Annotated in this window: 18 protein-coding genes; 10 read left to right on the top strand and 8 right to left on the bottom strand. The window is 73.8% G+C overall.

Annotation, left to right across the window (positions count from 1 at the left end):
* Positions 1-109 precede the first annotated feature (109 nt).
* Positions 110-2,146 carry a S9 family peptidase gene (locus ABZ249_RS22570; RefSeq protein WP_355266202.1) on the top strand — a complete coding sequence of 679 codons (2,037 nt, stop codon included), beginning with the start codon at positions 110-112 and terminating at the stop codon, positions 2,144-2,146.
* A gap of 41 nt (positions 2,147-2,187) precedes the next feature.
* Here ABZ249_RS22570 and ABZ249_RS22565 read toward each other — a convergent pair whose 3' ends face one another.
* Both ABZ249_RS22565 and ABZ249_RS22560 read right to left on the bottom strand, forming a co-directional pair.
* Positions 2,188-2,640 (bottom strand): GNAT family N-acetyltransferase, encoded by a 453-nt coding sequence (locus ABZ249_RS22565; protein ID WP_220560169.1) that lies wholly within the window; start codon positions 2,638-2,640, stop codon positions 2,188-2,190.
* On the bottom strand, positions 2,637-3,281 hold the full coding sequence (locus tag ABZ249_RS22560) for a VOC family protein (RefSeq protein WP_220560170.1): 645 nt from the start codon (positions 3,279-3,281) through the stop codon (positions 2,637-2,639). The genes ABZ249_RS22565 and ABZ249_RS22560 overlap by 4 nt, the downstream gene beginning before the upstream one ends.
* 179 nt (positions 3,282-3,460) lie before the next feature.
* Here ABZ249_RS22560 and ABZ249_RS22555 point away from each other — a divergent pair, with 179 nt between their 5' ends.
* The gene (locus ABZ249_RS22555; protein ID WP_220560171.1) at positions 3,461-4,276 is read left to right on the top strand and encodes an inositol monophosphatase family protein; all 816 of its coding nucleotides are present in this window, start codon (positions 3,461-3,463) and stop codon (positions 4,274-4,276) included.
* Between the two features lie 98 nt (positions 4,277-4,374).
* On the opposite strand, the gene ABZ249_RS22550 is transcribed toward ABZ249_RS22555, so the two are convergent.
* A complete protein-coding gene (locus ABZ249_RS22550) occupies positions 4,375-4,536 on the bottom strand; it encodes a hypothetical protein (protein WP_220560172.1) in 162 nt (53 codons plus the stop codon).
* A 690-nt stretch (positions 4,537-5,226) separates the two neighbouring features.
* On the opposite strand from ABZ249_RS22550, the gene ABZ249_RS22545 reads away from it, so the two are divergent.
* From ABZ249_RS22545 to ABZ249_RS22535, 3 genes are all read left to right on the top strand, one after another.
* On the top strand, positions 5,227-5,880 hold the full coding sequence (locus ABZ249_RS22545; protein WP_220565670.1) for a response regulator transcription factor: 654 nt from the start codon (positions 5,227-5,229) through the stop codon (positions 5,878-5,880).
* Between the two features lie 68 nt (positions 5,881-5,948).
* Positions 5,949-7,166, top strand: coding sequence for an ATP-binding protein (locus tag ABZ249_RS22540; RefSeq protein WP_355266197.1), 1,218 nt, complete (start codon positions 5,949-5,951; stop codon positions 7,164-7,166).
* Positions 7,167-7,672: 506 nt separating this feature from the next.
* Complete coding sequence (locus tag ABZ249_RS22535; protein WP_220565672.1) at positions 7,673-7,969, top strand: DUF4193 domain-containing protein; 297 nt, start codon at positions 7,673-7,675, stop codon at positions 7,967-7,969.
* Between the two features lie 163 nt (positions 7,970-8,132).
* Here the strand turns inward: ABZ249_RS22535 and ABZ249_RS22530 are convergent, their stop codons facing one another.
* Positions 8,133-8,411, bottom strand: a complete 279-nt coding sequence (locus ABZ249_RS22530) for a DUF4235 domain-containing protein (RefSeq protein ID WP_220560173.1) — start codon at positions 8,409-8,411, stop codon at positions 8,133-8,135.
* Between the two features lie 223 nt (positions 8,412-8,634).
* Here ABZ249_RS22530 and valS point away from each other — a divergent pair, with 223 nt between their 5' ends.
* The 4 genes from valS (at position 8,635) to ABZ249_RS22510 (ending at position 13,686) form a co-directional block, all read left to right on the top strand.
* Positions 8,635-11,220, top strand: a complete 2,586-nt coding sequence (gene valS, locus ABZ249_RS22525) for a valine--tRNA ligase (protein WP_355266194.1) — start codon at positions 8,635-8,637, stop codon at positions 11,218-11,220.
* A gap of 269 nt (positions 11,221-11,489) precedes the next feature.
* On the top strand, positions 11,490-11,966 hold the full coding sequence (gene dut / locus ABZ249_RS22520; protein ID WP_220560175.1) for a dUTP diphosphatase: 477 nt from the start codon (positions 11,490-11,492) through the stop codon (positions 11,964-11,966).
* Positions 11,967-12,023: 57 nt separating this feature from the next.
* Positions 12,024-12,878: a DUF3710 domain-containing protein gene (locus tag ABZ249_RS22515; protein WP_355266190.1), complete on the top strand. Its 855-nt coding sequence runs from the start codon at positions 12,024-12,026 to the stop codon at positions 12,876-12,878.
* Between the two features lie 79 nt (positions 12,879-12,957).
* Positions 12,958-13,686 (top strand): PIG-L family deacetylase, encoded by a 729-nt coding sequence (locus ABZ249_RS22510; RefSeq protein WP_355266187.1) that lies wholly within the window; start codon positions 12,958-12,960, stop codon positions 13,684-13,686.
* 37 nt (positions 13,687-13,723) lie between these two features.
* On the opposite strand, the gene ABZ249_RS22505 is transcribed toward ABZ249_RS22510, so the two are convergent.
* Entirely contained in the window at positions 13,724-14,893 is a 1,170-nt protein-coding gene (locus ABZ249_RS22505) for a serpin family protein (protein ID WP_355266185.1), read from the bottom strand.
* Between the two features lie 46 nt (positions 14,894-14,939).
* Positions 14,940-16,040 (bottom strand): serpin family protein, encoded by a 1,101-nt coding sequence (locus ABZ249_RS22500; protein ID WP_355266182.1) that lies wholly within the window; start codon positions 16,038-16,040, stop codon positions 14,940-14,942.
* A gap of 277 nt (positions 16,041-16,317) precedes the next feature.
* Between ABZ249_RS22500 and ABZ249_RS22495 the strand changes: the two genes are divergently transcribed.
* Positions 16,318-17,052 carry a DUF3159 domain-containing protein gene (locus tag ABZ249_RS22495; protein WP_355266179.1) on the top strand — a complete coding sequence of 245 codons (735 nt, stop codon included), beginning with the start codon at positions 16,318-16,320 and terminating at the stop codon, positions 17,050-17,052.
* A gap of 68 nt (positions 17,053-17,120) precedes the next feature.
* On the opposite strand, the gene ABZ249_RS22490 is transcribed toward ABZ249_RS22495, so the two are convergent.
* Positions 17,121-17,804 carry a TrkA family potassium uptake protein gene (locus ABZ249_RS22490; protein WP_355266176.1) on the bottom strand — a complete coding sequence of 228 codons (684 nt, stop codon included), beginning with the start codon at positions 17,802-17,804 and terminating at the stop codon, positions 17,121-17,123.
* Positions 17,805-17,806: 2 nt separating this feature from the next.
* Entirely contained in the window at positions 17,807-18,478 is a 672-nt protein-coding gene (locus ABZ249_RS22485; protein WP_220560181.1) for a TrkA family potassium uptake protein, read from the bottom strand.
* Between the last annotated feature and the right edge of the window lie 27 nt (positions 18,479-18,505).

The raw sequence follows: 18,505 nt of genomic DNA, 5'->3' as shown, positions 1-18,505 counted from the left end.
CCCGGGGGCCCCGGACGCCACACGGGGCCCCTCCGTAAACGCTGCTGACACCGGATGCGGATAAGGTGCGGGGAAGATCACGAATCCTCCCCTCTCAGGAGTAACTGCCTTGGTCCGTTCCTGGTACGAACTGCCGGAATACGTCCGACTGAAGCGGGTCAACGGGCTGCGCCTGTCCCCCGACGGAACCCGTCTGGTCGCCCCCGTCAGCGGTATCGCACCCGATGCCAAGACCTTCCACAGCGCCCTGTGGGAGATCGACGTCCGCCCCGAGGCCGAGGGCGGGACCGCCCCGCACCGCCTCACCCGCAGCGCCAAGGGCGAGAGCTCGGCGGGCTTCCTGCCCGACGGCTCGGTCCTGTTCACCAGCGCCCGACCCGACCCCGACGCCGAACCGGAGGAGAAGCCCAAGGCCGCCCTGTGGCTGCTGCCGGCCGGAGGCGGCGAGGCCCGCCGCGTGGCCTCCCGGCCCGGCGGCATCGGCGCCTTCACCGTCGCCCGGGACGCGGGCCTGATCGCCTTCGCCTCGGCGACCCTGCCCGGGAGCCAGGACGGGGAGGACGAGGCGGAGGCGCGCAAGGCCCGTGCGGACGCGGGTGTCACCGCGATCCTGCACGAGTCCCTCCCCGTCCGCTACTGGGACCACGACCTGGGGCCCGACCACCCGCGCTACTTCGCCGCGACCCCGCCCGCAGGGCCCGAGGACGGCCTCGGCGAGCCCCGCGACCTCACCCCGGACGCGGGCAAGGCCCTGATCAACGCCCAGGGCTCCCTCACCCCGGACGGCACGGCCCTCATCACCACGTGGGACGTGCCCGTCGGCAAGGGAGGACACCGCAGCGTCCTGGTCTCCGTCGACACCGCCACCGGCGAGCGCACCACCCTCCTCAGCCGGGAGGGGTACGACCTGGGCTCCCCGCTGGTCTCCCCGGACGGCCGCCGCGTCGCCTACTCGCTCGGCTTCGAGGGCGACTACGACGGCGAGCCCCGCGACTACCAGCTGTGGGTACTGGACCGCGAGACCGGCGAGACCTCCCCGGTCCACCCGGGCCTGGAGCTGTGGGCCCGGGACTTCGCCTGGTCGGCCGACTCCGGGTCGCTGTTCATCGCCGCCGACGAGAACGGCCGCCGCCCGGTCTTCCGCGCCGACCTGGGCTCGGGCGAGGTGGTCCGCATCACCGGCGACGACGGCGCCTACAGCGAGCTCAACCCGTCCCCGGACGGCCGGTACGTGTACGCGCTGCGCGACGCCTGGGACGCCCCGCCCGCGCCGGTGCGCCTGGACGCCGCCGCCGTCGACGGCGGGCCCGCGTACCTGCGCACGCCGGGCTCGGAGCTCACCATGCCGGGCACCCTCACCGAGATCGAGACGACCGCCGACGACGGCACCCGGATCCGCTCCTGGCTGGTCCTGCCCGAGGAGGCGTCCGCCGACGCCCCGGCCCCGCTGGTGCTGTGGGTGCACGGCGGCCCGTACATGAGCTTCAACGGCTGGTCGTGGCGGTGGAACCCGTGGATCCTCGCGGCCCGCGGCTACGCCGTCCTGCTCCCGGACCCGGCCCTGTCCACCGGGTACGGCCAGGACATGCTGCGCCGCGCCTGGGGCAAGTGGGGGCCGCGCGTGTTCGCGGACGTCATGGCGATCACCGACGCCGCCGAGGCCCGCGAGGACATCGACGCCGAGCGCACCGCCATGATGGGCGGCTCCTTCGGCGGCTACATGGCCAACTGGATCGCGGGGCACACCGACCGCTTCAAGGCCATCGTCTCCCACGCCTCCCTGTGGGGCCTGGACGGCTTCAACGCCACCACCGACTACCCGCCGGTGTGGGAGCACGAGTTCGGCACCCCGCTGGAGCAGCCGGAGCGCTACCTGCTCAACTCGCCGCACCTGCACGCGCCGAACATCACCACGCCGATGCTGGTGATCCACGGGGACAAGGACTACCGCGTCCCCATCGGCGAGGGGCTGCGCCTGTGGCGCGACCTCCAGCTGTACGGGGTGGAGTCCAAGTTCCTGTACTTCCCGGACGAGAACCACTGGATCCTCACGCCGGGCAACGCGCAGGTCTGGTACGAGACGGTCTTCGCGTTCCTCGACCACCACGTCCACGGCAAGGAATGGGCCAGGCCCGAGCACCTCTGACCGACCCCCGGGCGGCCGGCCCACCCCGGCCGCCCGGCCCCTCAGGGGCGCCAGACGTACCGCACGTCGGGTTCGCGCTCCTCGTTGCGCGATCCGTCGGTCTCCTCCGCGGCCGTGAAGCCGTGCCTCTCGTAGAAGCGCCGCGCGGGCCCGTTGACCCGGAACGTCCACAGCTCCAGGCCCCCGGGGCGGCGCCGCTGCGCCAGGCGCACCAGCCGGTCGCCCAGGCCCCGGCCCCGCCACTCGGGGTCCAGGTAGAGCTGGTCCAGCGCGTCGCCGTCCAGGACCAGGAGCCCCACGACCCGCTCGTCCGCGGTGCAGACCCAGCACTCCCGCCCGGGCACCACCACCTGCGCGAACCAGGCGCGTACCGCGTCGTCCCCGTGCGCGCGGCGCACCGTGGGCAGGGCCGCGGCGAAGGAGCGCAGCCACACCCCCGCCATGGCCTCCGCGTCGGCGGCCCCCGCACGCCTCAGCACCACCCCGCCGCTCATACCGCGCTCCGAGCGGTGCCGGGAGCGCCGAGCACGAAGGACAGCCCCTCGGCGGAGCGCAGGCGGGCCACGCCGTCCTCCCGCACGACCGAGCCGCCCCGTTCGCGGGCGGGGCCGGCCAGGGCCGCGGGGTCCCGATCGGCGAGCACGAGTTCCCAGGCGGGCGCGGCGTCCCCGCGCGCGATCGACGCCCCGCGCGGCACCCCGCCCAGGACGCGGGTGTAGAAGTCCGCCGCCCGCTCCGGCTCGGCGCAGGTGAGCAGCATGTTCCGGGGCCGGGTCCACCCCCGGAAGGAGCGTCCCTCCCACAGGGACACCGCCGCGCCCACGGGGTCCACCAGCGTGGCCACGCGCCCCAGGCCGCCCGCGTCGAACGGCTCGACGACCACCCGCGCCCCCGCGGCCTCGGCCGCCGCCGTGCGCCCGTCGGCGTCGTCGACCGCCACGTAGTAGGCGACGTGGGCGGGCAGGCCCGGCGGGTACGGCGGCCGGGACAGGTCGCTCACACCGCCGATCCGCACCCCCTCCGCGTACACCGACGTCGCCCGGCGGGGGTCCTCCCGGGCCACGGCGCACTCCCAGCCGAGCAGGGCCGCGAGGAACCCCGCCGTCGCCCCGACGTCGTGCGTCTTGAGATCCATCCAGCAGAACATCGCGGTCCCGTCCCCTCGGTCGTCCGGACCGTCCTACCGACGGCGGCGGCGCCGGGGCAACCGGTTTTCCGCGGCCCCCGGGACCGCCCGCACGCGGCGTTCGGCGGAGTCCGCCCGGGCGGCGTAGAGTGCGGACCGACCCACAGCCGAATGCGGAGAGCGGAGCAGTGACCGGTATCCACACCACACCCGACCCGAGGGCCCTGCGCGACCTGGCCGTGCGGGTGGCGACCGAGGCGGGCGGGCTCGCGGCCGAGGGGCAGGCGGGAGTCACCGTGCTCGACACCAAGTCGAGCCCCACCGACGTCGTCACGAAGATGGACCGGGCCACCGAGGAGCTCATCCGCTCCCGGCTGCTGGCGGTCCGCCCCGACGACGCGATCCTGGGCGAGGAGGGCGGTGAGGCGGGCGGCGACGGCGGCAGCGGGGTGCGCTGGGTGGTCGACCCCATCGACGGCACCGTCAACTACCTGTACGGACAGCCCGACTGGGGTGTGGCCATCGCCGCCGAGGTCGACGGCGTGGTGGTCGCGGCCGCGGTGAACGTGCCGCGGCGCGGCGAGCTGTACGAGGCCGTGCTGGGCGAGGGCTCGCGGTGCAACGGCGAACCGCTCCAGGCCCCGCCGGCGGTCCCCCTGGAACAGGCGCTGGTGGCCACCGGCTTCGGCTACTTCCCCGAGCGCCGCGTGCAGCAGGCGCGCGTGCTGGTGGAGGTCGTCCCGCACATCCGCGACATCCGCCGCGGCGGCTCGGCCGCCGTCGACCTCACCGGGCTGGCGGCGGGGCGGGCCAACGCGTTCTACGAGCGCGGACTGAACCCGTGGGACTGGGCCGCGCCCGGCCTGATCGCCTCGGAGGCGGGGATCCGGGTGGGCGGCCTGCACGGCGGCCCGCCCGCCAACGACCTGGTCATCGCGGCGCGCCCGGAGCTGTACGACGCCCTGGACGCCCTGCTGGCGCCGCTGGGCGCCGACCGCGACTGACGGCGAACGCGCGCGGGGGCGCGGCGGAACGGGTGTTCCGCCGCGCCCCCGTCGACCCGACGGGCCGCGTCCCGGTCCGGGGGGATCCGGGCGTCGGCTCAGGCGCAGTCGATGCCGTTGCGAGCCGCGATGCGGTACAGGTCCTCGAGCTCCGACGTGTGGGTGTCGATGAGGAACTCGTCGCCGACGGCCTGCGCCGACTGGAGCGCACCGCGGGTCTCGTTGATACGGACCTTGATCTCCGCGAAGAACTCGCCCATTGCACCTCTTCCAGGGGTAGGACCGGAGGACTCCCGCACTCCGGTCGCGTTCGGTGTCGCGCACGTCGCCGTGCGTGCGCAATGTGATGTGGTCACGTCCCTGTGACATGCGAACACGTCGCGGCCCGGCCTCCCGGCCCGGTTCCGCGCGTGCCACTTACGTCTACCGCACTGTGACCCACGTCAAACCACCGGCCCCCGCGCGTGATGTTTCCGTGATCGGACCCGCGGTCGCGGGGGCCTTCCGTAGGATGGAAAAGCCCCTGTGGGCAGGGGTGGAGCCGGGTGTCCCGCGGCGGCCGCCGCGCACGGCCGGACCGCTCTCCCGGCCGCCCGCGCGACGTGTCCCATGACACATCCGCGGGTAAAGCCCGGTGCTTACTTGTTTCTTATTCTTGATGTGTCAGATTCGAGATGTGCGGGGTTACGTCGCCGTCGGCGGTTGGGGGATTCGCCGACGGCGACGCCCCGCGCACAAAGGGGGTCGCGAGACTCCCGGCCCAGCGCCCGTCCCGGCGCGGGGTGAGGACGAGGTCCGGTTCGCGCCGACGGCGCGGCGGGTTTACCGTCTCCTTACCCCCGCCGTGAGAGAACGGTTGACGCGGCCGGGACCGAGAACGCCGCTGCCGGTGTGTTGGGGGATGCGCCGGCAGCGGCCCCTTTTTCCCAGGTACCGAAGAGGACTTGACGTTGCGTGTACTCGTGGTCGAAGACGAGCGTGTCCTGGCCGACGCCGTCGCGGTGGGCCTGCGCCGCGAGGCCATGGCCGTGGACGTGGTCTATGACGGCGACACCGCCCTGGAGCACACCGCGGTCAACGACTACGACGTGGTCGTCCTGGACCGCGACCTGCCCGGCACCCACGGCGACGACGTCGCCCGCACCCTGGTGGGCGAGAGCTACAACGGGCGCATCCTGATGCTCACCGCCTCCGACACCGTCCAGGCCAAGGTCGAGGGCCTGCGCCTGGGCGCCGACGACTACCTGGCCAAACCCTTCCACTTCCCCGAGCTGGTGGCCCGCGTGCAGGCGCTGGCCCGGCGCTCCACCCCGCCGCTGCCCCCGGTCCTGGAGCGGCACGGCATCACCCTCGACCCGGCCAACCACCGCGTCCACCGGGAGGGGCGCGAGATCGCCCTGACCCCCAAGGAGTTCGCGGTGCTCCAGGTCCTCATGCGCGCCCAGGGCACCGTGGTCAGCGCCGAGGGCCTGCTGGAGAAGGCCTGGGACGAGAACGCCGACCCCTTCACCAACGTCGTGCGCGTCACCGTCATGACCCTGCGCAAGAAGCTCGGCGCGCCCCCGGTCATCCAGACCGTGCCCGGCGCGGGGTACCGGCTGTGAGACCCTCCGGCCCGGACGGAGGCAGGTCCGTCGGGGCGCGGCCCGCGGGCGCCGACCACAACGGCGGCGTGGAGCCCACCCGCCCGGGGGACACCGGCACCTGGCGCCGCCTGGGCGCGGCCGACCCCGCCCGTGCGGGGGCCGAGCGCTCGGCCGCCTCCGAGCGGGTCCACCGGTTCGCCGACAACCTCAGCCTGCGCGCACGGCTCACCCTCATCTACGGGATGCTGTTCTTCGCCGCGGGCTCGGTGCTGGTCCTGGTCAACTACCTGATCGTGGCGGTCCTGCTCAACGCCCTGCTCAGCGAGGACAGCGCGGCCGAGCTGGCGGCGCACGGGTACCTCATCGAGGAGGTCCTCACCCACGTCACCCGGTTCTCGCTGCTCGCGCTGCTCCTGGTGGGGCTGCTCGCGGTGGCCCTGGGGTACGCGGTCGCGGGCCGGGCCCTGTCGCCGCTGCAGAAGATCACCCGCATCGCGCGCCGGCTCTCCGAACGCGACCTGCACGAGCGCATCGCCCTGTCCGGCCCCGACGACGAGATCCGCGAGCTGGCCGACACCTTCGACGGCATGCTCGAACGCCTGGACCGCGCCTTCGACGGCCAGCGCCGGTTCGTCGCCAACGCCTCCCACGAGCTGCGCACGCCCCTGGCGATCAACCGCACCCTGCTGGAGGTGGCGCTCAGCGCCCCGGACGTCTCCCCGGACCTGAAGTCCGTCGGCCGCACCCTGCTGGAGACCAACGCCCGCCACGAGCGCCTCATCGACGGCCTGCTCTTCCTCGCCAAGAGCGACCGCGAGCTGGAGGTGCGCGCCCGCGTCGACCTGGGGGAGGTGGCCGGCACGGTGCTCAGCCAGTTCGCCTCGGAGATCGCCGACTCCGAGCTGGGGCTGCGCAAGGACCTGCGCCCGGCGGTGGTCGTCGGCGACCCGGTCCTGCTGGAGCGCCTGGTCGCCAACCTGGTGGAGAACGCCCTCAAGTACAACGTCCCCGACGGCGAGATCACCGTCCGCAGCGGCCTGTACGAGGGGCTCCCGGCCGTGCAGGTGGAGAACTCCGGCAAGGTGATCCCCGCCTACGAGATCGAGGGCCTCTTCGAACCGTTCCGCCGCGGCTCGGGCGACCGGGTGGGCTCGGGCCGCAGCGCCGGGCTGGGCCTGTCCATCGTCCGCTCGGTGGTGCGCGCCCACGAGGGCGTGGTCACCGCGTGGCCGCGCTCGGGCGGCGGACTGGTGATCACCGTCTGCCTTCCCGTCCCGTCGGGCGAGACGCCCGAGCGGCGCTGAACCGGGCCCTTTCGACCCGCCGAACATATCGCCCGGGGCCCGGTAAATAGGGCCCAAGCTGCGTCACGCCACGCTTCGTGGTATCTATACGTGTCCGAAGACACGCCCATCCGGGTCACGTGCGCCGACCTCGGGTGGGTATGCTGCCTCGGGCGTGGACACGGAGGGAATCCCTCCTGACGTGGGCATGTCTTCGGTTTTCGCCCGCGGTGAGGGAGTGATCCGCGCTTTGTCCGGGGTGGGCGAAACGGCTTTTCCAGGTCTACGGGACACCCGATACCGGGTAGTACTCCAGGGGAAACCGGCTCGAAAGCGGCGACTCTATCTGGCCGCCTTCGGACACGGTCCCGCAAAAAGTGCTACCGACCTGTGAGCGGTGGCCCGGGAGGGGGCACGGTTCACCGGTGATCGGGAAACTCATCGGCCGAACCGGGCACAACCGAGGTCTCTCAAGCGTTACTACCCGCGCGACGAGGCACTGAACGAGGGGGATGGAGTTAGCAGAGATGGCCACCGACTACGACAGCCCGCGCAAGACTGACGAGGACATCAACGAGGACAGCCTTCAGGAGCTGCAGGCTCGGCGCGTGGACAAGGGCACCGGCACGATCGACATCGACCCCGACGAGGTCGCGGAGGGCATGGAACTGCCCGGTGCCGACCTGTCGGGCGAGGAACTCGCCGTCCGGGTGCTGCCGCGTCAGGCCGACGAGTTCACCTGCTCGCGCTGCTTCCTGGTGCACCACCGCAGCCAGCTCGCCGAGCAGCGGGCCGGGCAGCTGGTCTGCAAGGAATGCGCCTGACAGGTCGGGACGGACGAGGCGCCGTCCCGTCCACGGGCGTCCGGCGCGCCCTCCCCTGACGGGCGCGCACGCACGGGGAGCCGGACCGACGACGGTGGACGGCCGACCGCACGGATCACACGGTGCGGTGGGCCGCCCACCGTCGTCCTTTCCCGGGGGAGGGTCAGGCCTCCAGGACCTCGGGGGCCGTACGCTGCAGGCCCTTGCGGGCGGTGCGCACGGCCAGGACACGGGCCACCTCGACGCCGACGCCGGCGACGACCGCCCAGCCCAGGGCGCGGCCCAGGCTCACGTCCGGGGATTCCAGGTCCGTGGGCGGCTCCTCGCCGGTCGCACGGGTCCACGCGAAGGTCAGCGCCTTGCGCATGACGAACTCGGCCGCGAACCCGGCCACGAAGCCCAACAGGACCGGGGTGACCTCACCGCCGTCCTTCTTAGCCATGAATCGTTCACCGTTCTTGTCGAGTGCACGGGCACGGGCGGAGGACCGCCCGCCACCCCATGGTCTACCGCAACGATCCTTTCACGCGAGCGGCCCCCGCCGGGGGAGCACCCCGGCCCCGGAACGGGATACCCCAGGGGGGTGGCCGGAGCGTGACGCACCAGGGCGTACCGTGCCGTGAAACCAGGAGCGATCACGCTCCGGAGCGCACTACCATTGCCCCATGACCAACCGCTCTCATTCCTTCCGCATGCCCGACAAGCCTTCGCTGGACGGTATCGAGGCGAAGTGGGTCGACGTATGGGATGAGTCCGGCGTCTACCACTTCGACCGCACGGCCGAACGCGAGGACGTCTACTCCATCGACACCCCGCCGCCCACGGTCTCGGGGTCGCTGCACATCGGCCACGTCTTCTCGTACACGCACACCGACACCGTCGCGCGCTTCCAGCGCATGAACGGCAAGGCCGTCTTCTACCCCATGGGCTGGGACGACAACGGCCTGCCCACCGAGCGCCGGGTCCAGAACTACTACGGCGTCCGCTGCGACCCGTCGGTCGCCTACGACCCGGAGTTCGAGCCCCCGGCCAAGCCCGACCCCAAGCGGCAGATCCCCGTCTCCCGCCGCAACTTCATCGAGCTGTGCGACCGGCTCACGGCCGAGGACGAGAAGATCTTCGAGTCGATCTGGCGGCGCCTGGGCCTGAGCGTCGACTGGCGCCACACCTACGCGACCATCGACGACAACTCCCGGGCCGCGGCCCAGCGCGCCTTCCTGCGCAACCTCGCCCGCGGCGAGGCCTACATGGCCGAGGCGCCCACCCTGTGGGACGTCACCTTCCGCACCGCGGTCGCCCAGGCCGAACTGGAGGACCGCGAGCGGCCCAGCGCCTACCACAAGGTCGCCTTCCACAGGCCCGACGGCACCCCGGTCCACATCGAGACCACCCGCCCCGAGCTGCTCGCGGCCTGCGTCGCCCTGGTCGCCCACCCCGACGACGAGCGGTACCAGGACCTCTTCGGCACCACCGTCACCACGCCGGTCTTCGGCGTCGAGGTCCCCGTCAAGGCGCACCGGCTCGCCGACCCCGAGAAGGGGTCCGGCATCGCCATGATCTGCACCTTCGGCGACACCACCGACGTCACCTGGTGGCGCGAGCTCCAGCTGGAGACCCGGCCCATCATCGGCTGGGACGGGCGCATCCTCGCCGACCCGCCCGCGGGCCTGGAGTCCGGCGCCGCCCGCGAGGCCTACGACCGCCTGGTCGGCGCCACCGTCCACACCGCCCGCGAGCGCGTCGTCGAGATGCTGCGCGAGAGCGGCGACCTGGTCGGCGACCCCAAGCCCATCACCCACCCGGTCAAGTTCTACGAGAAGGGCGACAAGCCCCTCGAGATCGTCACCACCCGCCAGTGGTACATCCGCAACGGCGGCCGCGACGAGGACCTGCGCCGGCGGCTCGTCGAGCGGGGCCGCCAGCTCACCTGGCACCCCGAGCACATGCGCTCCCGCTACGAGAACTGGGTCGAGGGCCTCAACGGCGACTGGCTGATCAGCCGCCAGCGCTTCTTCGGCGTCCCCTTCCCGGTCTGGTATCCGCTGGACGCGGACGGCAACCCGCGCTACGACGAGCCCCTCCTGCCCACCGAGCAGCAGCTGCCCGTCGACCCCAGCTCCGAGGCGCCCGCCGGGTACACCGAGGACCAGCGCGGCCGGCCGAACGGGTTCACCGGCGACCCCGACGTGATGGACACCTGGGCCACCTCGTCGCTGTCCCCCCAGATCGCCTCCGGCTGGGAGCGCGACGAGGACCTGTTCCGCCGCGTCTTCCCGATGGACTACCGCCCCCAGGGCCAGGACATCATCCGGACCTGGCTGTTCTCCACGGTCGTGCGCGCCCACTTCGAGAACGACACGCTGCCCTGGCACACCACCGGCATCTCCGGCTGGATCCTGGACCCGGACCGCAAGAAGATGTCCAAGTCCAAGGGCAACGTCGTCACCCCGCTGGCGCTGCTGGAGAAGTACAGCTCCGACGCGGTCCGGTACTGGGCGGCCAGCGGCCGCCTGGGCACCGACACCGCCATGGACGAGGGGCAGATGAAGGTCGGCCGCCGGCTGGCCATCAAGATCCTCAACGCCAGCAAGTTCGTCATGTCCGTCGCGGGCGAGGGCGCGGTCGCCGACCCGGCGAGCGTCACCGAGCCCCTGGACCGCGCGATGCTCGCGACCCTGGCCGAGGTCGTGGAGGACGCCACCGCGGCGTTCACCGCCTACGACCACACCCGGGCCCTGGAGCGCACCGAGCGGTTCTTCTGGGACTTCTGCGACGACTACCTGGAGCTGGTCAAGGCCCGCGCCTACGACACCGGGTCCGCCGAGGGCGCGTCCGCGCGCTCGGCGCTGCTCATCGCCCTGGGCGCCCTGCACAAGCTCTTCGCCCCCTTCGTCCCCTTCGTGGCCGAAGAGGTCTGGAGCTGGTGGCAGGAGGGCTCGCTGCACGCCCAGTCCTGGCCGGACGCCGCCGAGTACCGGGCCGCGGCCGCCGACGGCGACCCCGTCGTCCTGACCGCCACCGCCGAGGTCCTGCGGGCCGTCCGCAAGGCCAAGTCCGAGGCCAAGCTGTCCATGCGGGCCGAGGTCGAGCGGGTCCGGGTCACCGGCAAGCGCGTCGAGGCCGCCCGGGCCGCGGCCGCCGACATCGCCGCCGCCGGCCGGGCCTCCGGGATCGACTTCCAGCCCACCGACGACGCCGAGCTGACCGTCGAGGTCACCCTCCCCGAGACCACCGGGGAGCCCGAGGCGTAACACCCGCTCGCCGGCGCCCCCGCGCCGCCGGGGGCGCCGGGCGGGGCGCCCGAGCCGCGGCCGCGGGCCGTCCGTGGGGGCGGTGGCGGCCGAGCCGGGGCGCGGCGGAGGTCGGAAGGACACGGTGTGCGTCGTCGCGGCCGGGGCGGTTCCCGCCCCGGCCGCGACGCGTTCCCGGCGGCGGCTGTCCCGCCGGAGCGGGACGGAAGGCGCCCGGGGGCGCCGTCGAACGCCGGGGCAGCGCCCCGGGGGCGATAGGCTCGGCGAATGTGAGTAGCGCATCCCCGGAGGGCGGCCGGATCCCGATCACGGTCCACCGCCTCGACCCCGGCCTTCCCCTGCCCGAGTACGCGCATCCCCAGGATGCGGGAGCCGACCTGTACACGGCCGTGGACGTCGTCCTCGCGCCCGGGGAGCGGGCCACCGTCCCCACCGGCCTGGCCATCGCCCTGCCGGACGGGTACGCGGCCTTCGTGCACCCCCGGTCGGGCCTGGCGGCGCGCTGCGGGCTCACGATCGTCAACGCCCCGGGCACCGTGGACGCCGGATACCGGGGCGAGATCAAGGTGACCCTGCTCAACACCGACTCCGCGGACCCCGTGAAACTCACCCGGGGCGACCGGATCGCGCAGTTGGTGGTCCAGCGCGTGGAGCGGGCCGTGTTCGTTGAGGCGGACACGCTGCCCGGATCGGCGCGCGGAGCGGGCGGTTTCGGTTCGACCGGGGGCAGCGCCGCACTGCGGTGACGTACGTCCCCGACCCGGTGCGACCCCGGGACCAACGGAGAACGAAGAGGTGAGGGCGTGTTTGGACGCCGCCGCAAGAAGCGGAAAGAAGAGGACGGCAGAGCCGGTGCTCCCCGTCAGGGCGCGGCCGGTGCCGTCTCCTTCGACAACGAGGTGCACCCCGGGGCCGCGGCCGATCCCGGCGGCGAACCCGTCAAGGAGGCCGACCGGTACCGGTCCAACGGGCCGTGGGACGCCGCCGAGGAGGCGCCCGAGCTGAAGCGCATGGACCTGGGCGGGATCCGGGTGCCCCAGGAGCAGGGCACCGAGATCCAGGTCAACGTGGCCCAGGACGCCCAGGGCAAGCAGAAGGCCATCGGCGTGACCCTGGTGCGCGGCAAGAGCGCCGTCCAGGTGCAGGCCTTCGCGGCCCCCAAGTCGTCGGGCCTGTGGGACGAGATGCGCGAGGAGCTGCGCGAACAGGTCCAGAAGCAGGGCGGCAAGGTCGAGGACCACGACGGCACCTTCGGCCCCGAGCTCAAGGCCCTGGTCCCGGTGCCCGGCCGGACCACCGAGGACGGCCGCCAGCTGGCCCAGCGGGTCCGGTTCATCGGCGTGGACGGGCCGCGCTGGGTGCTGCGCGGTGTGATCCGCGGTGAGGGCGCCGCCAAGCCGGAGGTGATGGCGGAGGTGGAGAAGCTGTTCTCCGACGTCGTCGTGGTGCGCGGCGACCAGCCCGTCCCGCCCGGAGAGCTGCTGCCGATCACCGTGCCCAAGCAGGTTCAGGAGCAGATGGCCAAGGTCGCCCAGGCGCGCGCCGCCCAGCAGGCCCAGGCCCGCCGGGCCGCCGGGCAGGGGACGCCGGGGACCACGCCCAACGGGACGCGGCCCGACGCCCCGGGCGCCTCGCCCAACGGCTCCGGGCAGGCCTGACGGGCACCACGGAACCGCCCCGGAGCCCCGGCTCCGGGGCGTTCCCGTGTCCGGGGCCGCGCCGCCGTAGGGTGGGGTCATGACGAACGACAGCGCACCCGTGCCCCTGCCGGAGGACTGGACCCGGGCCCTGGCCGTGGTCGCCCACCCCGACGACCTGGAATTCGGCTGCTCCTCGGCGATCGCCCGCTGGACCCGCCAGGGCAAGGAGGTCACCGAACTCATGGTCACCCGCGGGGAGGCGGGCATCGACAGCCTGGCGCCCCGGGAGTGCGCCCCGCTGAGGATGGCCGAGCAGCGCGCCTCGGCGGCCGTGGTGGGGGCCGAGGTGGAGTTCCTCGACTTCCCCGACGGCCTGCTGGAGTACGGGCTCCCGCTGCGCCGCGCCCTGGCCGAGACGATCCGCAGGCACCGGCCCGAGGTGATCGTCTCGATCAACTTCCGCGAGCACTTCGCCGGGGGGAGCGGCTTCAACCACGCCGACCACCGGGTGCTGGGCCCCGCCCTGCTCGACGCCGTCCGCGACGCCGCCAACCGGTGGGTCTTCACCGAGCAGCTCACCGACGGGCTGGAGCCCTGGTCCGGGGTGCGGTTCGTCGCCTTCGGCGCCTCGCCGCGGGCCGGGCACTTCGTCGAACTGAGCGAGGACGACCTGGCGGCCGGGGTGGCCTCCCTGGACGCCCACGAGGTCTACCTCGCCAACCTGGACGGCTTCGACCAGAAGTCGTTCCTGCCGCAGGCCGCCGCGATGGCGGGGGAGTGGGCGGGTGTGCCGCTCGCCACCGGGTTCGAGGTGTTCGAGGCCTGAGGCGGGTCCGGCCCGCGCCGTGCGGGCCGGACCGCGTTCACAGGGAGGGGTCCGGCGTCCGCGCCGGCCCGGGGTCCTCGGGGTCGGTGATCCGGCCCAGGAAGAGCGCGGCGGATCCGCGGCGCAGGACGAACGCGAACGGCCGGTCCACGTGGAACTCCCGGGGCCGCTGCGGCATCGCCCCCAGGACCATCATCACGGCGGTCGCCGCGGCGCCCTCCGCGCCGACCTCGTCCACGTTGAGCACCGCCCGGTGGATGATCGCGTCCACCTGGAGCGGGTCGCCGGTGATCCCGCTCAGATCGCCGCCGGGGCCGCCCGCGACGGCCGCCAGGCCGGGCAGCAGCGGCAGCAGCTCGAAACCGCTCTCCACCCGGAAGCGCGGCAGGGTGACCTCCACCCGTTCGGGGCGCCGTGCCTCCAGCAGCGCCCGGTACGTTCCGGCGGTCAGCACCGGGGCCGCGACGGCGCCGTCACCGGACAGGACGATGTCCAGGTGCAGGCCGTGGTGCCCGGACAGGGTGAGCATGCGCAGCCCCGCGGCCTCCGCCACCGGGAAGTGCTCCGTCTGCCGCATGGTGGGCACCCGCCGGTCGCCGCCGGGGGTGTGGAACACCCGCTCCGCGGTGTTCTCCGGGTCGAACGGGGAGATCCACACCAGCCGCGCCCACAGGGCGTTGAGCAGCACGGACCGGGTTCCCGCGGTGACGGACCCGGCCGGGAGCAGGTCGGGGATCATCCCCCGGGTGGTCTCGGCGACGGAGGCGTTGATCTCCTGGCGCACCTTCTCCGGCGCGCCGGCGAAGTCCGCGTGGCGCACCGCCGAGGAGGGGCGCTCGGCCAGCGCCGCGGCGAACCCGGGCAGGACGGTCTGCCCGGCCCGCACGTACAGGTCGTTCACCGACACCAGCTCCAGCGGCGGGACCTCCTGCCCGGGAGGGGTCCACCCGTCCGGCGGACCCTCGCCGGCGGCCTCGGCCGACACCGCCGCGTCCAGGGCGGCGGTGTGCGTTCCCAGGGAGCCGCCGGCCCCCGCCAGCAGGCGGGTCAGTGCCGCGAGCACCTCCCCGGAGGCCCCGGCGGCGAGCAGGGAGAGCGCCGTGGCCGCCGAGTGCGGGGACCACACGTGCGAGGCGGCCGGTTCGGCCAGGGAGTCCTCCAGGGACAGCGCGAAACGGAGGTGGTCGGGGTCGAGCTCCGGTGTCATGGCGGGCCTTCTCGTGGGGAGGGACGGGGTCGGGCGGCGGGCGGGGTCAGGCGGCGGGTCCGGGGTCGACGGGGTCGGTGACCCGGCCCATGAAGAGGATCGAGGCGCCGCGGCGCAGGGCGAACACGAAGGGCCGGTCCACGGTGAACTCCACCGGCCGGGAGGGCAGGCCCGCGCGCATCATGATCACGCCGGTGGCGGCGGCCCCCTCGGCGCCCTTCTCGTCCACGCGCAGCACGGCCTGGTGCAGGATCTCGCTCACCGCCAGCGGCTCGGGGCTGATGGCGTCGAACCGCGCCCGGCCGCCGACCATCTCCTCCAGGCCCAGCCGCGTCAGGGGGCCCAGCAGGGACACGCTGGTGCGCACGGTGAACCGGGGCAGGGCCAGCTTCGTCATCGTCGGGGCCTGGGCCCGGTACAGGGCGGACAGCAGCTCCGGGGCCAGCGGCGGCGGTGTGGGGGCGGCGGTGTCGGGCAGCAGCACGTCCAGGTACAGGCCGTGCCCCCCGGCGAGGCTGACCAGGCTCCACCCGTGCGCGCGGGCCAGCGGCAGCCTGGCGGTGCGGTGCATGGTGGCCACCGGTCTGCTCCCGCCCGGCGCCCGGAACGGCACGGGCTTGGTACGGGAGGGCTTGAACGACTCCTGCCAGACCATCTTCACCCACAGGGCGTTGACCAGCAGCAGGCGGACGTCGGGGGGCGGCAGCCCCGGCGGCAGCAGCTGGTCTATGAGGCCGCGGGTCACCTGGGCGACCCGGCCGTTGATGTACCGGCGCACCCCCTCGGTGTCGCCCCGGAAGTCGACGTTGGCGATCTCCGCGCCGCCCCGGGCGCGCACGTGGTCCACGAACGTCCGGCGCAGCGGTAAGTCCCGGGGGACGTACAGGCCGTTGAGCACGGCCAGGTCCAGGCCCGGCTCGGGGGCCACCGAGGAGTCCAGGTCGAGCAGCTGCCCGGCGAAGTCGCGGCCGATCAGGGAGACGATCTGGGCCAGGGTCCGGTGGGACGAACCCGAGGCCAGCAGGGCCAACACGGTGCCGACCGAGTGGGGCGACCACACGTGGGAGGTGCCGGGATGGATCAGTTCCCGGTCCATGGCGGCGGCGAACTCCAGGTGGTCCCTCCGGGGGAGGGGGATGGGCGACATCGGGCTCCTCGGATCGGTGGTTCTCCGGGGCCAGCGTACGGAGTACCGACGCCGCAGGCCAGGGTCGCCCGTCCGGGCCGGGCGGAGGGGCCGCCCCCGGCCGGTGAGAAATCGGTGAGAAGCCCCGCGGACCAAACGCCGCTCACACGGACGAAACGGCCGATAGCCGCCCCGCCGGGGCCGGGGGAGCGGACGGGCGTCGCGTAGTCTGGGGCATCATGACCGTGCGTCCCCCGCCCGGGGGCGGCACCGACGACGCGGAGCGGACCGGGAGCAGATGACTGAGCAGCAGCGCGCCGATGGGGACACCGGACGGGAGCCCGAGGAGCAGCGGCCCCCGGCGGTGACCGAGGAGACGGTCGAGGCGCTGGTCCGCTCCCAGCTGGCCAAGGCGCTGGGCGGCAAGCGGGGGATGGTCGAGGCGGCCGTCCCGACCCTGACCTTCACCGTCTCCTACATCATCGGCTCGGACCTGCGCCTCTCGATCGGCCTGGGGGTGGTCGCGGCCCTGCTGCTGGGCGTGCTGCGGCTGGTCCAGCGCTCCTCGGTGCAGTACGTCGTCACCAGCCTGTTCGGCATCGGCATCGCCGCGGTCTTCGCGATGCGCAGCGGCAACGCCGCCGACGCCTTCCTGCCCGGCATCATCTACAACGCCGTCTACGCGCTGGTGCTGAGCCTGTCGGTACTGGTGCGCTGGCCCGCCATCGGCCTGATGATCGGCCCGTTCATCGGGCACAAGGAGGACTTCACCTCCTGGCGGGAGAACCCCGCGGTGGTCTCACTGGCCTCCAAGCTCACCTGGCTCCTGGTCCTGCCCTGCGTCCTGCGCGTGGCCGTGCAGTACCCCCTGTGGGCGGCCGCCACCTACGGCGGGGCGAACACCTTCGCGGCGCTGGGCCTGTCCAAGGTCGCCATGGGCTGGCCGCTCCAGGTCGCGGCGTTCGCCGCGATGGTGTGGGTGCTCGCCCGCGGCCGCACCCCGCTGTCCGGGCGGCCCGCCGACCGGGACTGACCGGGCCGGGCCGACACGGGCCCAGGTCGGCGCGGGCACAGGGGCGCGCCCGCCGGGCGCGCCCCGGCTCAGGTCCCGGACCCCTCGCCCGCCGGGTCCAGGAGCTCCTCCAGCGGTCCCAGCGCGTCGGGCTCGGCCAGGAACACCACGGTGTCGCCCACCGACAGCACCCGCTCGGGCTCGGGCGCGCGCACCCCGCCCGGACCCACCACCGCGACCAGCGCCACGCCCTCGGGCAGCACCGCGGCCAGCTCGCTCTCGGACCGGCCCGCGAACGGGCTGCGCGCGTGCAGCACCGACTCGGCGATCTCCGCGCCCGGCAGCGGCGGCAGGGCGTCCTCGTCGAAGGACTCCTCCTGCGGGTCGTCCTCGACCAGGTCCGCGATCAGCCGCGGCGGCGACACCGCCAGGTCCACCCCCCACGAGTCGTTGAACAGCCACTCGTTGACGGGGTCGTTGATCCGGGCGATCACCCGGCCCACCCCGAACTCGGTCTTGGCCAGCAGGGACACGACCAGGTTCACCTTGTCGTCGCTGCTGGCCGCGACCACCACGTCGAAGTCGCCCAGCCGGGCGTCCTCCAGCGTGGACAGCTCACAGGCGTCCGCCAGCAGCCACTCCACCTGCGGCAGGTCGTCCACCCCGATCGCCCGGGTGTCCCGGTCGATGAGCAGGACGTCGTGCCCGTTGCCCGCCAGCTCCGTGGCGATGGAGCGCCCCACGCTCCCGGCACCCGCGATCGCGACGCGCATCGCTACACCTCCCCGTCGCCGTGCAGCCGCGCTGCCAGGCCGTCCAGATCCCGGGTGTCGGCCACGGCGTGCAGCACGTCGCCCTCCTCCAGGACCACCTCCGCGCCGGCCAGTACGATCCGTCCGCTGCGGGCCAGGTACACCACCCGCAGCGGCGCCCTCCGCTCCACCTCGGCGACCGGCCGCCCCGCCCACCCGTCGGGCAGGGCGACCTCGGTCATCGCCAGCGTCCCCGAGGCGTCCTGCCACTCCGGGCCCGCGGTCAGGCGGTCGTCCCCCGGCACCATCCGGCGCAGGATCGCGTCCGCCGTCCACCGCACCGTCGCCACGGTGGGGATGCCCAGCCGCTGGTACACCTCCGCGCGGCGCGGGTCGTAGATCCGCGCCACCACGTGCTCCACCCCGAACGTCTCGCGCGCCACCCGGGCCGCGATGATGTTGGAGTTGTCCCCGTTGCTCACGGCGGCGAACGCCCGGGCTCGGTCGATACCGGCGGCCAACAGCACCTCCCGGTCGTGCCCGAGCCCCCGGACCGCGTGCTTGGCGGTGTCCCCGCGCAGTCTCCGGAACGCCTCGGGGTCCTGGTCGATCACCGCCACCGTGTGCCCCAGGTCCACCAGTGTGTGCGCCAGCGTGGACCCCACGCGGCCGCACCCCATGATCACGATGTGCACCTCGCCCGCACTCCCGTCGAAACAGCG

The organism is Nocardiopsis sp. NPDC006139, assembly GCF_040614155.1.
Lineage (GTDB): Bacteria > Actinomycetota > Actinomycetes > Streptosporangiales > Streptosporangiaceae > Nocardiopsis > Nocardiopsis changdeensis.
This window is presented reverse-complemented; position numbering and strand designations above follow the sequence as displayed.

Bases quoted from the DNA above. Each gene is read 5' to 3' on its own strand.
- ABZ249_RS22500 (WP_355266182.1), bottom strand. From the start codon at position 16,040: ATGTCGCCCATCCCCCTCCCCCGGAGGGACCACCTGGAGTTCGCCGCC.
- ABZ249_RS22495 (WP_355266179.1), top strand. From the start codon at position 16,318: ATGACTGAGCAGCAGCGCGCCGATGGGGACACCGGACGGGAGCCCGAG.
- ABZ249_RS22565 (WP_220560169.1), bottom strand. From the start codon at position 2,640: ATGAGCGGCGGGGTGGTGCTGAGGCGTGCGGGGGCCGCCGACGCGGAG.
- valS (WP_355266194.1), top strand. From the start codon at position 8,635: ATGACCAACCGCTCTCATTCCTTCCGCATGCCCGACAAGCCTTCGCTG.
- ABZ249_RS22550 (WP_220560172.1), bottom strand. From the start codon at position 4,536: ATGGGCGAGTTCTTCGCGGAGATCAAGGTCCGTATCAACGAGACCCGC.
- ABZ249_RS22490 (WP_355266176.1), bottom strand. From the start codon at position 17,804: ATGCGCGTCGCGATCGCGGGTGCCGGGAGCGTGGGGCGCTCCATCGCC.
- ABZ249_RS22510 (WP_355266187.1), top strand. From the start codon at position 12,958: ATGACGAACGACAGCGCACCCGTGCCCCTGCCGGAGGACTGGACCCGG.
- ABZ249_RS22530 (WP_220560173.1), bottom strand. From the start codon at position 8,411: ATGGCTAAGAAGGACGGCGGTGAGGTCACCCCGGTCCTGTTGGGCTTC.
- ABZ249_RS22560 (WP_220560170.1), bottom strand. From the start codon at position 3,281: ATGGATCTCAAGACGCACGACGTCGGGGCGACGGCGGGGTTCCTCGCG.
- ABZ249_RS22535 (WP_220565672.1), top strand. From the start codon at position 7,673: ATGGCCACCGACTACGACAGCCCGCGCAAGACTGACGAGGACATCAAC.
- ABZ249_RS22505 (WP_355266185.1), bottom strand. From the start codon at position 14,893: ATGACACCGGAGCTCGACCCCGACCACCTCCGTTTCGCGCTGTCCCTG.